12 protein-coding genes and 3 pseudogenes are annotated in these 13,620 nt (G+C 70.1%); 3 read left to right on the forward strand and 12 right to left on the reverse strand.

Annotated elements, in window-relative coordinates:
- Positions 1–95 precede the first annotated feature (95 nt).
- The 8 genes and pseudogenes from ACWC21_RS18800 to ACWC21_RS18835 form a co-directional block, all read right to left on the reverse strand.
- Entirely contained in the window at positions 96–1,034 is a 939-nt protein-coding gene (locus tag ACWC21_RS18800) for an extracellular catalytic domain type 1 short-chain-length polyhydroxyalkanoate depolymerase (RefSeq protein ID WP_450883118.1), read from the reverse strand.
- A gap of 58 nt (positions 1,035–1,092) precedes the next feature.
- Entirely contained in the window at positions 1,093–2,511 is a 1,419-nt protein-coding gene (locus ACWC21_RS18805; RefSeq protein ID WP_450883120.1) for a glycoside hydrolase family 30 beta sandwich domain-containing protein, read from the reverse strand.
- A 14-nt stretch (positions 2,512–2,525) separates the two neighbouring features.
- A pseudogene (locus ACWC21_RS18810) lies at positions 2,526–3,599 on the reverse strand (arabinofuranosidase catalytic domain-containing protein); the annotation flags it as partial.
- A 57-nt stretch (positions 3,600–3,656) separates the two neighbouring features.
- Positions 3,657–4,586 (reverse strand): alpha/beta hydrolase family esterase, encoded by a 930-nt coding sequence (locus ACWC21_RS18815; RefSeq protein WP_450883122.1) that lies wholly within the window; start codon positions 4,584–4,586, stop codon positions 3,657–3,659.
- A gap of 54 nt (positions 4,587–4,640) precedes the next feature.
- Positions 4,641–5,594: pseudogene (locus ACWC21_RS18820) on the reverse strand (arabinofuranosidase catalytic domain-containing protein); the annotation flags it as partial.
- A 639-nt stretch (positions 5,595–6,233) separates the two neighbouring features.
- Positions 6,234–6,410 (reverse strand): hypothetical protein, encoded by a 177-nt coding sequence (locus tag ACWC21_RS18825; RefSeq protein ID WP_450883124.1) that lies wholly within the window; start codon positions 6,408–6,410, stop codon positions 6,234–6,236.
- A gap of 69 nt (positions 6,411–6,479) precedes the next feature.
- Entirely contained in the window at positions 6,480–6,842 is a 363-nt protein-coding gene (locus ACWC21_RS18830) for a hypothetical protein (RefSeq protein WP_450883126.1), read from the reverse strand.
- A gap of 233 nt (positions 6,843–7,075) precedes the next feature.
- The gene (locus ACWC21_RS18835; protein ID WP_450883128.1) at positions 7,076–7,765 is read right to left on the reverse strand and encodes a WHG domain-containing protein; all 690 of its coding nucleotides are present in this window, start codon (positions 7,763–7,765) and stop codon (positions 7,076–7,078) included.
- 166 nt (positions 7,766–7,931) lie between these two features.
- Between ACWC21_RS18835 and ACWC21_RS18840 the strand changes: the two genes are divergently transcribed.
- Positions 7,932–8,387: an RpiB/LacA/LacB family sugar-phosphate isomerase gene (locus ACWC21_RS18840; protein WP_450883130.1), complete on the forward strand. Its 456-nt coding sequence runs from the start codon at positions 7,932–7,934 to the stop codon at positions 8,385–8,387.
- A gap of 233 nt (positions 8,388–8,620) precedes the next feature.
- Here ACWC21_RS18840 and ACWC21_RS18845 read toward each other — a convergent pair.
- Positions 8,621–9,328: pseudogene (locus ACWC21_RS18845) on the reverse strand (cytochrome b); the annotation flags it as partial.
- Positions 9,329–9,399: 71 nt separating this feature from the next.
- A complete protein-coding gene (locus tag ACWC21_RS18850; protein WP_450883132.1) occupies positions 9,400–9,765 on the reverse strand; it encodes a DUF6479 family protein in 366 nt (121 codons plus the stop codon).
- Between the two features lie 85 nt (positions 9,766–9,850).
- On the opposite strand from ACWC21_RS18850, the gene ACWC21_RS18855 reads away from it, so the two are divergent.
- Both ACWC21_RS18855 and ACWC21_RS18860 read left to right on the forward strand, forming a co-directional pair.
- Positions 9,851–10,228 (forward strand): four-helix bundle copper-binding protein, encoded by a 378-nt coding sequence (locus tag ACWC21_RS18855; protein WP_450883134.1) that lies wholly within the window; start codon positions 9,851–9,853, stop codon positions 10,226–10,228.
- A gap of 204 nt (positions 10,229–10,432) precedes the next feature.
- Positions 10,433–11,611 (forward strand): acyl-CoA dehydrogenase family protein, encoded by a 1,179-nt coding sequence (locus ACWC21_RS18860; protein WP_450883136.1) that lies wholly within the window; start codon positions 10,433–10,435, stop codon positions 11,609–11,611.
- Between the two features lie 171 nt (positions 11,612–11,782).
- On the opposite strand, the gene ACWC21_RS18865 is transcribed toward ACWC21_RS18860, so the two are convergent.
- Together ACWC21_RS18865 and ACWC21_RS18870 are read right to left on the reverse strand one after the other, a co-directional pair.
- Positions 11,783–13,117, reverse strand: a complete 1,335-nt coding sequence (locus ACWC21_RS18865; protein ID WP_450883138.1) for a phosphoribosyltransferase family protein — start codon at positions 13,115–13,117, stop codon at positions 11,783–11,785.
- Between the two features lie 100 nt (positions 13,118–13,217).
- A complete protein-coding gene (locus tag ACWC21_RS18870) occupies positions 13,218–13,514 on the reverse strand; it encodes a hypothetical protein (protein ID WP_450883140.1) in 297 nt (98 codons plus the stop codon).
- Positions 13,515–13,620: the final 106 nt, after the last annotated feature.

A 13,620-nucleotide genomic window follows, 5' to 3' on the forward strand; every position in this document is an offset into this window, starting at 1 on the left:
TGACGTTCGGCGGTCGCCGCGGACCGAGTGCGCGAAGAGCGCCGCTCACCCGCACGTGTGCGGATGGCGGCGCCCGTGGTCCGTCGCGGTGCCCGTCAGGTCAGGCCCATGAACTGCAGGGCCAGCGGTACCATGCCGCTCTGCGGCAGGCCGTGCCCCACACCCTGGACGCTGATCGCCTCGACCGGGGCGCTGGTACCGGTGCCGCCGTACCGGGTGCGCGTCCAGGCCGACTTGGGATGATCGGTGAAGGCCGGCGTCTGGCTGACGCCGAGCACGTTGGTCCACTGCTTGATCTCTTCACCGAAGTCGACGTAGCTCAGTGTGGTGTCCTGCGTGCCGTGCCACACCTGCATGCGAGGCCGGGACCCGCTGTACCCCGGATACGCGGCCCGCACCAGGTCGCCCCACTGCTGCGGCGTCTTGGTGATCCTCCCGCCGGAGCAGTCGCTGTTCCACTCCGAGCCGTTCGTGGTGGCGAAACAGCCGAAGGGCACTCCGGAGAACGCCGCGCCGGCCTTGAACACGTCGGGGTAGTCCCCGAGCAGCACGTTCGTCTCCATCGCGCCCGAGGAGAAGCCGGTGGCGTAGACACGGTTCGGGTCGGCGCCCCGGTGCTGCTCCTCCCACCGCACCATCGACACGATACCGGCCGGGTCGCTGCTGCCGTTGTGGGTCAGTGCGCGCGGTGACGACACGTCGAAGCACTTGCTGCTGCGGGTGACCGACGGATAGACGACGATGAACCCGTGCTGGTTGGCCAGCGAAGCGAACTCGCTGCCCGAGTACATGGCCGGTCCGGAGCCCCCGCAGTAGTGGTTGGCCACCAGTATCGCCGGGTGGGAGCCGGCGTTCTGCGGAACGTATTCGTACATCCGCAGGTTGGACGGGTTGTAGCCGAAGCCGGTGACTTCGGTCAGCGTCGCCGCTGCCGGCGTTGCCGCCGAGGCCGGCAGCGGCGCCGTCAGCGTGACCGTGGCAGCCGTCAGGCACGCGGCACCGAGTGCGGCCAGTGCGGAAAGTACCCTCTTCATGGGTGTGTTGCCTCCTTTGGGTCTCTTGGGAGCCGTCGGCGCGACACGGCGCGGGCGGTCAGGAGGTGCCGGTGATCCGGTAGGTGGTCAGCGATCGTGGGGGCACGGTGGCGCTGAAGGTCCCATCGGACAGCGTGAGGGAGGACTGAGCGGCGGTGCTGTGGCCGGAGTCGGTCAGATACGGCGTGACCGTACCCCTGGACAGTCCGGCATTGCTCACCGTGCAGCTCGTCGACGTGGCAGTGGTGGCGGTGTTGAGGACCACGAGCACCACCGAGCCGTCGGTGTTGCGGTACGCACTGACCTTGAGGTTGCCGTCACCGCTGGTGGCGGCGATCCGCACGGCGCGCGGGCGGATGAACCGGCTGTAGTTGGCGAGTGCGTAGTAACGCTTGGACGGGGTCAGAGTGGTGCCGTTCAGCCCGATCAGCGAGCTGTTGTGGCTGGTGCTGCTGATTCCCCACCAGTACAGGAACGCGTTGAGGTTGGCGGCACTCATGCCCGTCTGGATGCGCTGGGCCCACGTGAACCCGGAAGCCTCGGTGCCGTCGTCCCAGGCCGTGTCCCAGTTGTTCCCGTTCACCGACCATTCGGACTCCCACACCGACCGGCCGGCGCTGTTGACCGGTGCGGTGGGCGCACCTGAGTATCCGTGGCTGGAGAACAGGCCGACGTCGGAGTTCGCCGAGGAGTTGGCCGAGACCGCGCTGACGTAGCCGGGGAGTTGGGTGAAGCCGAGCGTGTCACAGCAGGCGACCTTCGTGGCCAGACCGGAGGCCTTCATGGCGGGGCTGAAGACCGACAGGAAACTGACCGCCTGCGACGCGTTCACCAGCATGCTCGAGTAACTGGTGGTGAGCGACGGCTCGTTCACGAAGCCGACGTAGGACGGGGTGAGTCCCACCGAAGCCCAGTTCTTGGCGTGCTGTACGAGGTAGTTGGCGTAGGCCTGCCGCCAGTCTCCCGAACCGCACGACGCCCCCGTGGTGCCGCACAGCGAGCCGCCGTTGGAGTCGCTGTTGTTGGTCTTCATGAAGCCCGGAGCGCTCCACGCGTCGTTGTAGAAGTTCGCCACGCCGTAGGTCCGGGCCTGCTTGGCCAGCCACAGCTGCCCTTCGTCGGTGGCGTCGCTGTTGCCGTTCCACACGTAGGTCGGCGGCGACGACGGGCCGGCCGGCGCGTGCGGCTCCATCGTGTTGCCCGGGTCGGACGGGATGATGCTGCGCAGGATGCTGAACCCGGCACCATCGGACGTGCTGAACAGAAGGTCCAACGCCTTCCGTTGCGCCGCGCCACCCAGGTTCCGGATCGAGTCGGCCTGGCCGAAGGCCTCGGAGACACCGAACCCGTCGATCGTCTGGTACGTGCTCGCGCCGTTCACGGCCACCGCCGACGCGGCATCGGCCGGCACCTGGCCAACGGCCAGCAGTGCGCCGACGCAGGCCAGCACGCTCGCCGTGGTGGTCAACTGTCGCAAGGCTCCTACCTTCCGTAGCCGGCCGCGGTGACGTTGGCCTGTACCGCGTTCTCGGTGGTGTCCGACGGGTAGCCGGACGTCATCACGCCTTCGTAGAAGGTGCCGGCGGCGCCGTGGCTGTTGTCACCGCCGATGCCGAGGATGATGGCTCCCTCCTTCCTCATCGGGTTGTAGCCCGCCACATTGGGACGGACCCCGTTGTAGAAGGTGGACAGGCCGCCGGACTGGGCGTTGCCGCCGCGGATGGCCCAGCGGTTGGGCCCGCCCTTGACGACGGCGGTCAGATAGCGGTGGCTGATCGAGGGGTCGCCCGCGTTGTAGTGCTGGTTGACGCCGGAGAACAGGCCGTTCTCCAGGTCTGCCATGATCCAGGGACCGTTGCCGCTGCCGTAGCCCCACACCTTGATGTTGCCGAAGTAGATGGCTTCCATGGTGCCGTTGCCGTTGTCCCGGCTGTTGGTCTCGGCGTTGCCGTAGTCGAAGCAGCAGCCGCCGTTGTAGTGCGTGCCGTCGAGGACGGCGTACATGCCCTCCGGCTGGTCGCCCCGGGCGACGCCGTTGGTGTTGTTGTTGCGGTAACCGGTGCCGGGGGCCACGTAGACGCCGTACGCCTTGTGACCGCCGACCGTGATCGGCGCCGCGGTCGCGTTAACGAGGTTGTCGTAACCGCCCGCGGCCGGCCCCGAGAATCCGCCGGGCGGTGCCTGGGTGAGGCGGTTGCCCCGGCCGGACTGGTCGTAGACGACGGTGATCAGGCAGCTCGTGCGGGCGCAGAAGGAATCCTGCGCCGCGGCGTTGGCGACCCCGCCCGGGCTGAGGACGCCGATGTCCCGGGTGGCGTTGTCCGAGGCGCGGCGCACCTGGTACAGCGGGCCGTTGTAGGAGGCGTACAGTGCGCGGGTCGTGCTGTGCGCCGCCACGCAAGGGGTGCCGCCCGCGGCGTAGAGGTCGCACGGCAGCGAGGCGGCGGCCGCGGCGGCGGGGGCGGCCGGTGCGGTGCCGGCGAGCACGCCGGCGCTGAGCGCGGCGGCCGCTCCGGTGGCCAGCAGGGCACGCTGCAGGGGCCGTAGCCCCGGTCGGATGGGCATGAACGGGCTCCTTCGATGGTGGGGGGTGGCTGTCGGGCCCGGTGCCGGAGGGGAGTCTCAGAACTGCGTGAAGAACTTCCAGACCTCGGCCGGCACCCAGGTCCTGGATCCGCTGTCACCGCCGGCGCCATCCTGTGGTGCGGCGATGTGCCCCTCGTCGAAGGCGGCCCATTCCACGGGATGTCCGGCCGAGCACCCGGAGTAGGTGGTGATGCGGTGGCTACGGCTGCCCTGCGCGGGCTCGGGCGGGTTCTGGGCGGTGCAGCCGTTGTTCCTGACGAACCTGTCGCGCAGGGCTCGTCCGCCGGAGATGCCCAGAACGTTGTCCCGGATGCCGTGCACACCGAGGTAGGCGATCGGCTGGGCGCCGCCGTTGCATCCGCTGAGCTGTCCACCGGACTGGACCGCGACCGCGCGGAACACCGTCGCCCGGGCACAAGCGATGGCGTAGGTCATGGCCGCGCCGTAACTGAAGCCCACGGAGAACAGCCGGGTGGTGTCGACGCAGAGCGCACCCTCGATCTGGCTGACCACGGCGTCGGTCAGTTTCAGGTCCTCGTCACCGGAGTTGGCCCAGCCGTTGTTCAGACCCTGCGGAGCGACGAAGATGGCGCTGTTGTTCGCCAGCCGCTGGAGTCCGTAGTACGCCCAGGTGCCGTTCTCCACGGTGCGGCCCGTGGCGACGTCCGTGGCGGTGCCGCCCAGCCAGTGGAAGCCGAAGACCAGCCGATAGGCGTGGTTGCGGTCGTAGTTGTCCGGCACCTTCAGGATGTAGCTGCGGCTCTTGCCGTTGACCTGCAGAGTATGCGTGCCGCTCGCGAGCCCCGGGGCCTTGCCGCACCCGGCGGTCGCCGTGGCGGTCTGGGCGGCCGCGAGGGCCGCGTGCCGGCCGCCGGCGCCGCCGCGCAGCGCCGTCCCGCCGGTGACCATGGCCAGGGCGAGCAGAGTCGCGACCAGGGCGGGCCATAATCTGACTTTGGGCATCATTCACTCCTTCGTCTGTCCGACCGGACTCCCGAAGGGGAGTTCACCGCTTCACGATCAGCGGTAGCCGGCCGCTGTGATGTTGGCCTGTACGGCGTTCTCCGTTGCGTCGGAGGGGTAGCCGGAGACGACGGCGCCCTCATAGAACGTGCCGATGCTGAGGTTGGTGTTGCCGTTGCAGCAGTCCCCGCCGCTACCGAGGATGATCGCGCCCTGCTTCTTCATGGGGCTGTATCCACGGGGGAGAGCACCGGCGTACAGGGTGGTCAGGCCGCCGGACTGGGCGTTGCTGCCCTTGATCGCAAACTGGGACGTGCCGTTGTTCTTCAGGGTCGCGGTGACGAACTTGCTGGTGAAGGCACGCTGATTGGGGTTCCAGGTGGTGCTGCCGCCGGGGAAGAGACCGTATTCCAGGTCTGCCTGCACCCAGGGCCCGGATCCGGAGCACCCGCCGAACCAGCACGATTTGCTGAAGTTGATCGCGTCCATCGCGCCCGGGCCGTCGGCCTTGCGGGTCGTCTCGCTGTTGCCGTAGTCGAAGCAGCAGCCACTGTTGACGTGGGTGCCGCTCGTCACCATGTACATCCCTTCGGGCGCACTGCCGGTGGGTACGCCCGTCAGATGGCCGTCACGCCAGTAGCTGTTCTTGGCGTTGATGTAGAGGGAGTACGCCTTCTTGCCCCCGACCGTCAGCGACTCGCTGGTGGCCTTCGCCGCGGTGTCGGACCCGCCGACACCTCCCGGCCCCTGGTAGCCGACACTGTTGCCGTGGCCGGACTGGTCGTACACCCAGGTGACGACACACGTGGTGCCCGCGCAGAAGGAGTCCTGGGCCGCGGCGTCCGCCACCCCGCCGGCGGCCACGACCCCGATGTTCCTGGTCGCGTTGTCCGAGGAGCGCCTGACCTGGTACAGAGCGCCGTTGTACGAGGCGTACAGGGCGCGCACGGTGCTGTGTGCCGCGACGCAGGGCGTTCCACCGGCAGCGTAGAGGTCACAGGGGCCCCCGGCGGCGGCGGCCGCCGGAACCGGCGAGATCAGCGCGGCGAGCAGGGTGACCGAGAGCGCCGCCACGTACGCGGCTGCCTTCGCCACGAGGTGCCGTGCGCCGCCTGTGCGCCGCGGTGGCCGAACGGGGGAGGGGGGCCGCGCCGAACGTCGTGGGGCTGGGGGCATACCGAACTCCAAGGGGTGAACGGCTTCGCCCCCACGCCAGGACAGGCTGGTCGTACTCGCCGACGGGAAGCAAAAGGCCATACCGGTAGGGACGGTGCTGGTGCCGTAAGGAGCCGTCGCGCTGGTGTCGCCGTAAGGGAGTCAGAGCCGATGCCGCCCGACTCCCCGCCCAACTGTCTGAAATATCGAACGTTGCTCGGTTTTTCGGACCCTCTGGATGATAGACATCCCATCCCGGTCGTCAATGCCTGTCGCTTGATTCCGTGAAAGCACAGTGATCGACACCAACCACGGTGGTGGTGCTCCCGCCGCGGACCAGGACGCGGCAGCACCTTCCGGGGAGTCCGGCTGCATCGGCAGAGCGGAACCCGGGCTTCACGGACCTCGCCGGTCCACCCGACAGGGCTCGGCTCGTGTACGAGGAGTGGCGGAAACCTGGTCGCTCCTCGTGCGTGCCGGACGGCCCGGTCGCAGTCAGCTTCCGCTGTTCCGTGGCCGGGTGCCGGCCGGCACCCCGGCCGTCAGCAGCTCCGCCGCCCGGTGCTGCGTGTGCTCGGCGGCCGTCTGGGCCTCCGCCACGGCGTCACCCAGTTCACGCACCAGCTCTTCGTAGATCGGTGCCTGTTCTGTCGTGCCCGGAGTGAGTGTCACCGCGTTTCTCCTTCCGTCGTCCTGCTCTCGCGGTTTCCGCCGGACGCGAACGAGCGTCCGGGAATTCGGTCAGGCCCGGTTGATCCGGGCGGCGATCCCATGACCGATCAGCAAATAGATGACGGCGGGGAGGCCGTAATTCAGGACGACTCGCAGGCCTTCCGTGTCCATCGTGAAAATGTCCTGTGCCCATCCGGACAGCCAGCCCGCCGTTTCGTGAACGAAACCGACGAAGGGATTGGCCCGGTTCGCGTCGAGCAGGTAGAGCACGATCCACAGGCCCAGCAAGCCGGCGGCGATGTCCGCGACCGTGCAGATCGTGACGGCTGTCCTTCGTGTGGCGGCCTGGTTGCCCGCGGCGCGGCCGGGACCGGGAGGCTGGTCGTAAGGGTCGTATGCCGGGTATCCGGAGGCCGGGTCGGTGCTGTTCACAAGAAATCCCGTCTGGCGCGTTGTCCTGGTGGCCGGATCGCCGGAGGCGGCGGGTTTCCGCCTCGGAAAGTGGCCTGTTTCCGCCTACGTCAGCGTCTGGGAAACGTCGCGGTGTTACACGCCGATCCATAGCGGCGCACATATGGCAGCCTGTCGGTCGTGTACGTAAAAGTGCGCGTGACGGGTATATTTCGGACGGCTTGGCGGAGATTACGCAGCAGGGTGGCCCGGGTTCACTCGGAGTCCTCGCCGACGGGAACCACGAGCCCGATGCCCTCGGCCGCCACGGCGACGGCGAAGTCGAAGAACGCGGACTGGTCCCGGACACTGTCGTGGGTGCGGCTGAAGACCTGGAAGACCAGCAGCCCGACCAGATTGCTCCACAGCACGATGCCGCGCTCGACGATGTCCGAGAACGGAGCCTCGGGCACACCGCCGAAGAGCTCCACGGCCGCCGGCAGCAGCAGCGGCGGGCCGGGTACCGTCCGCCGGGGCGGCGTGAGTTCGCCGGCCTCCAGCGCCGAACGCACGATGGCCGCCAGCACCGCGGGAGTGCGCGACGCGGGCGGCACCGTGTCCTGTGGGGCGTGGTAGTCCGGCACCGGCGAGCCGTAGATCAGCGCGAACTCGGCCGGATGGGCGAAGGACCACCGCCGCAGCGCGCGCGTGACCGCGAGCAGCCGCGCGCCCGCCGGCGCACCCGAGTCGCTCGCGGCCCGGTCGGCCTGCTCCATCACGGCGGCGGACGCGTTGTAGGCGTCGATGACCAGTGCGGTGAGCAGGTCGTCCCGACGCGGGAAGACGGCTTCCACGTCGGCGGCGGTCAGACCGCCCTCACGGGCCACGGCGTCCAGGGACAGTCCGCCGGCGCCCAGCTTCTCCAGCAGGCGGCGCGCGGTGGTCTTGATCTCGGAATCCTCCATGGCCCGAACCGTATCGGCCGGTCGGACGGGCCGAGGAGGGCGATCGTCCGGACGCCCAGGGGATGCGCCGGTATCCGGCCACCCCGGCCCGGCGGCCGTCGCGCCCTGGCGGCCGTACCGCCCCGGAGGTGGGCCCACCCGGGCGTCGGCGCGTTAGCCTCGGAGCATGCGGATCTCCGTCTCCTCGGACATGGACGAACCCGTCGCCCGCCTGCTCGTGAAGGAGCTGCGCCGGCGCGGGCACGAGGTGCGTGCGTACGGCGCCCTCGCCCCCGGCGCGGACGCGCAGTGGGCGGTCTGCTCGCAGGCCGCGGCCCGTGACGTGGCCGCCGGGGCGGCGGAGCAGGCGGTGGTGTGCTGCTGGACGGGGACGGGCGCGTCGATCGCCGCCAACAAGGTGCCCGGCGTGCGCGCCGCCCTGTGCACGGACGCGTACACCGCGGACGGCGCCCGCCGCTGGAACGACGCCAACGTGCTGGCCCTCGGTCTGCGCCTGACCTCCGGGGCGGTGCTGACGGAGATCCTCGACGCCTGGTTCGCGGCGCGGCCCAGCGAGGAAGCCGAGGACCGGGAGAACGTCGCCCACGTGACGCGGATGGACGGGGCCCGCACCACCGTCTGACCGGACCACATGGGTGTGCCGCACCCGGGTACACCCGGCGGCGCATGGTGGTGCACAGCACATCGGTCAGGACGCTTCCCGTGCCGCCGCGGCCGACGCGGCGTTCGCCGCTGGGCCGCGCGCTGCTCCGCTGGACGACCACGACCGATCACAAGGTCATCGGCAACCTGTACCTGACGACCGCGTTCTCCTTCTCCCTCTTCGCCGGCGTCCTGGCCCTGCTGATGCGGGCCATTGCGCTCGGTGCGGCCCCGGCCCGCCCACTGCGTGACCAGGATCAGGTGGAGACTGACCAGCGCGAGCAGCACCCCGGGCAGCAGCAGGATGTGCAGCGCGTACAGCCGGGGGATCAGGTCGTGCCCGGGGAACTCGGCGCCGAACGCGAACACGCTGACGTACGTGCCCACCACCGGGATCGACAGCATGACGCCCTGGGCGATCCTGAGCCCCGTCCCGGACAGCAGGTCGTCCGGCAGCGAGTAGCCGGCGAAGCCTTCGGCGAGCGCCAGCAGGAACAGCGTCACGCCGATCATCCAGTTGAGCTCACGGGGGCGGCGGAACGCGCCGGTGAAGAAGATCCGCAGCAGATGCGCGCCGATGGCGGCGACGAAGACCAGCGCCGCCCGGTGGTGCAGCTGCCGGATCAGCAGTCCGCCCCGCACGTCGAAGCTGATGTGCAGCGTCGACCGGTACGCCTCCGACATCCGTACCCCGTCCAGCGGACGGTACGTACCGTTGTGGACGACCTCCGTCATCGACGGGGGGAAGAACAGGGTGAGCCAGACGCCGGTCAGCAGCAGGACGACGAAGCTGTAGAGGGCGAGCTCGCCCAGGAAGAACCACCAGTGGTGGGGGAAGGCCTTGTGCAGCAGGCTGCCCCCCTCGTACCGAGGGAGGCGGGCGTCCAGACCGTCGGCGACGCGCCGGCCCGCGGCCTCGATCTCCTCAGCAGCGCTGCGCCCGAGTGCCCGCCGCCCAGCGGCGGAAACCGGCCCTCGGGCGTTCCGCGCCGTCAGTGGGCGCCGAGACCGCCACCGCCGAACGAACCGCTCGACCCCTTGCTCCAGCGGGGCCGGTCCTTCGACTCGCTGGGCTTGGTGTCCTGGTTTCTGAGCTCGTAAGGGGTGATGGGGCGTTCGCCCTTGGTCACCACGGGCACCTCCTCCGACTGCCGGTTCTCCCGGACCTCGCGCACCGCGCCGCCCGGTGGCAGGTGCGGTTGCTCCTCCGGGCGGGGGCGCGGCGACTCGTTGTACCGGACGCGGGAGGTCAGCCAGAAACCCCCGGCCAGAATCGCGAGCACGGCGACGGCCACAAGGAAGAGGAACAGGCTCATCAGGCCACTCGCGGCGGCCAGCTCCATCGATGCGGTACTCATACGGGCTGCATACCCACACAGAACAGAGCGAACCGGACATTCATGGGGATGGTTTGACCGTTCGTGTCGCGGCAACCCGCCCGGTGTGACACCGACGACGATTTCCCAACAGGAGCTGTACCGGTTCCTGGAGGACCGCTTCGCGTGTGCGCAGGCGTGTACGGAGTGCGCCCGGGCGTGCGCGCTGCGCGCGAGCCTCCTGGATCCCGGTGGAAGCGAGCAGCAGGAGCGGGCGCGGCGGCGGGGCATCATGTGCGCCGAGGTGTGCGACGCCACCTGCCGTGTGCTGTCCGAGCAGAACTGCCTGGACGAGGAGGGCATCCGCGCCCAGCTGGAGCTGTGCCGGACGATCTGTCTCGAGTGCGCGCACGCCTTCGACGCGCAGCCCGGCGCCGAGGAGAGCGCGGCCGCCTGCCGGGCCTGTGCGCGGGCCTGCACCGAGTTCATCGCGACGCTGCGCTGACGGTCACCGCGCGCCGCGCCGACGGTCACCGCGCGCCGCGCCGACGGTCATCGCGGCGCTGCGCTGAGGGTCGCGGTCCATCGTGTCGCCGCGCCGGCGGTCGCGTCGACGCCGGACGGGGCCCGATGTCGCTTCCCAATTACTGAAACACGTTCTACCGTGTGCGCCGACAGGACCGACCCGCCCCGGGAGCCTGGAGGCGCCGTGCACCTCGACCACACGCCCGATCAGCAGCGGCTGCGCACCGAACTGCGCACCTACTTCGCCGGCCTGGTACCGGACAACGCCTACGCCCGGTACACCGACCCGGCCGCCCGGAAGCGGTTCTACCGTGCGACCATCCGCCGGCTCGGCACCGACGGCTGGCTCGGCGTGGGCTGGCCGAAGGAGTACGGCGGGCGCGGTCTGACGCCCATGGAGCAGTTCATCTTCTTCGACGAGGCCGCGCAGGCCGGCGTCCCGCTGCCCCTGATGGCGCTGAACACGGTCGGCCCGACGATCATGCAGTTCGGCAGCGACGAACAGAAGGCCTACTTCCTGCCGCGCGTCCTCTCCGGAGAGATCGACTTCGCCATCGGCTACAGCGAACCGGGGGCGGGCACGGACCTGGCGTCGCTGAGGACGCGGGCCGTGCGAGACGGCGACGAGTACGTGGTGAACGGGCAGAAGATCTGGACGACCAACGGCGACACGGCCGACTGGGTGTGGCTGGCCACCCGCACCGACCCCGACGCCCCGCCGCACAAGGGCATCACCATGCTGCTGGTGCCGACCACCGACCCCGGCTATTCCTGCACCGTCATCAACACCCTCGCCTCGCACGACACCACCGCCAGCTACTACGAGAACGTCCGTGTCCCCGTCTCCCGCCGGGTCGGCGCCGAGAACCAGGGCTGGCGGCTGATCACCAACCAGCTCAACCACGAACGCGTCACCCTCGCCGCCCACGGCACCATGGCGATCCGCGCCCTGCACGACGTCCAGCGCTGGGCCATGGAGACCAAGCTCGCCGACGGCCGCCGCGTCGTCGACCTGCCCTGGGTGCGCCGCCTGCTGGCCAGGACGCACACCCGCCTCGACGCCATGAAGCTCATGAACTGGCAGATGGTCACCGCCGTCCAGGACGGCACGCTCACCCCCCAGGACGCCTCCGCGGTCAAGGTCTACGGCTCCGAGGCCCGCCGCGACGCCTACGCCGCCCTCATGGAGATCCTCGCCGCCGCCGGCCCGCTGAAGGAGGGCTCCGCGGGCGCGGTCCTGCACGGCGAACTGGAACGCGGCTACCGGTCCGCGGTGATCTTCACCTTCGGCGGCGGCAACAACGAGATCCAGCGCGAGATCATCTCCTGGATCGGGCTGGGGATGCCGCGGGTACGGCGTTAGCCCGCCTGTGACGAGGCTTTTCAGTCGACACAAAGGCGGGATGGTCGGCACTGTGTCAGGCGGCGGTGGCCGACGTAGTGAAGAACGTGGCCAACGCCGACGAAAAACGTACGGACGACGGTCGTACTGCTCCTGGTCGGACTCGTCGCCGTCCTGTGGCGCCCCGGGCGTTCAGAATCGGGCCGCCCCGTGGTGCGCCGGGGCCATGTGGCCGCTGAACCAGTCACGGGCGAGGCGGGCGACCTGCTCCAGGGCGCCGGGTTCCTCGAAGAGGTGGGTGGCGCCGGAGACGACCGCGAGCTCGTTCTCGCACCGCAGCCGGGCCTGTGCGTCGCGGTTGAGACCGAGGACGAGTCGGTCGTGGCCGCCGACGATGAGGAGGGTGGGGGCGGTCACGGCCGGCAGCCGCCGTCCGGCCAGGTCGGGCCTGCCGCCGCGGGAGACGACCGCGGCGATCCGCGCGTCGGGCTCGGCGGCTGCCCAGAGCGCGGCGGCGGCGCCGGTGCTGGCGCCGAAGTAGCCGACGGCCAGCCCCTGTGCCTCGGGCTGCTCGCGCAGCCAGCCGGTGGCGTCCGTGAGCCGCCGGGCGAGGAGACCCGTGTCGAAGACATTGGCCCGGTCCCTCTCCTCTTCCTCGGTGAGCAGGTCGAACAGCAGGGAGCCCAGTCCGGCCCGGTTCAGGCCGGTGGCGACGAACTGGTTGCGCGGGCTGTGCCGACTGCTGCCACTGCCGTGCGCGAACACCACGATCCCGGGCGCGCCCTCGGGCACCGTCAGGTGTCCCCGCAGCTCCAGCGGACCCGCGCGCACATCCACCTCCCTGTCCCCGGGCAGGGCCTGCCCCGGCGGAGCACGGCGGGCACTCACCGGGCGGGCGAACGCCTCCTCCAGGCAGGCGACGACCTCGTCGTCGTCGGTCTGTGAGAAGTCGGCGTAGAACTGCCCGATCGCATAGAAGTGCGACGGCGTGTGCGAGCACACCAGTTCGTCGGCATCCGCACCCAGTCGCGCGCTCCAGTCGTGCGGTGCCACGGGAACCGCGAGCACGACCCGTGCGGCCCCGCGAGCACGGGCGATCTGACAGGCGGCACGCGCCGTCGAACCGGTGGCGACCCCGTCGTCGACGACCAGGACCGTGCGGCCCGCCAGGGCCGCCGGTTCGCGTCTGCCCCGGTATCGCCGCGCACGGCTCTCGAGCACCTCGAACTCGCGTGCCTCGGCCTCGGCCAGATCCTGCGGGGTGACACGCGTGGTGCGGACGACCTCGTCGTTGATCACGCGGACGCCGCCTTCGCCGATGGCCCCCATGCCCAGCTCCGGCTGGAACGGCACACCCAGTTTGCGCACCAGGCAGACGTCGAGCGGCGCGCCCAGAGCCTTGGCGACCTCCGCGGCGACCGGGACGCCTCCGCGAGGAAGCCCCAGCACCACGACGTCGGCACCTTGGAACTGCTTCAACAGGGCCGCCAGCCGTCGGCCGGCGTCTCGACGATCCAGGAAGAACACGATCCGACCTCCTTGCCCCGGGGCGACGCGGCGGGCCACGTGGTACGCATGCGCCCCGTCTTCCATCCTCACTCGGCGGAGAACGGATGCGCGCCGATCCTCACGGATATCCCCCGAGCCGGTCGGGCTGCGGAACCATCGCCCCGCCGCCGGCCCGCACTGCCTCCACCACCGCCTGGTGCAGGCGCCGGCTGTCCTGCCGAGAAGGGCACGGCACCGGGCTCCCGGTCAACGTGAACCACTGGGAGGTGCCGCTGTACTGGACCTTGACATCGGCCTGCTTGCCGTTCCAGGTGGTGTGCACGGTCAGGTCCCCGGTGACGCTCCCCGCCTCGTCGGTGCGAACACCTTCCCGCCCCGTGAACACCCCCGCAGTCGTCCATGACGCCCGGACCATGGTGATCAGCCTTCCTTCGCGAATGCGGCCTGTACGCCCTGGGTTCCGGCAGGGACACGGCGGTCCCTCCGGTTTCGTTCGCCACGAATCGGGTCAGGGCGCGGAC

It is taken from the genome of Streptomyces sp. NPDC001348 (assembly GCF_053597535.1).

Excerpts from the sequence above, each read along its gene's own strand:
- ACWC21_RS18800 (WP_450883118.1), bottom strand. The coding sequence starts at position 1,034 with ATGAAGAGGGTACTTTCCGCACTGGCCGCACTCGGTGCCGCGTGCCTG.
- ACWC21_RS18815 (WP_450883122.1), bottom strand. The coding sequence starts at position 4,586 with ATGATGCCCAAAGTCAGATTATGGCCCGCCCTGGTCGCGACTCTGCTC.
- ACWC21_RS18835 (WP_450883128.1), bottom strand. The coding sequence starts at position 7,765 with ATGGAGGATTCCGAGATCAAGACCACCGCGCGCCGCCTGCTGGAGAAG.
- ACWC21_RS18840 (WP_450883130.1), top strand. The coding sequence starts at position 7,932 with ATGCGGATCTCCGTCTCCTCGGACATGGACGAACCCGTCGCCCGCCTG.
- ACWC21_RS18850 (WP_450883132.1), bottom strand. The coding sequence starts at position 9,765 with ATGAGTACCGCATCGATGGAGCTGGCCGCCGCGAGTGGCCTGATGAGC.
- ACWC21_RS18870 (WP_450883140.1), bottom strand. The coding sequence starts at position 13,514 with ATGGTCCGGGCGTCATGGACGACTGCGGGGGTGTTCACGGGGCGGGAA.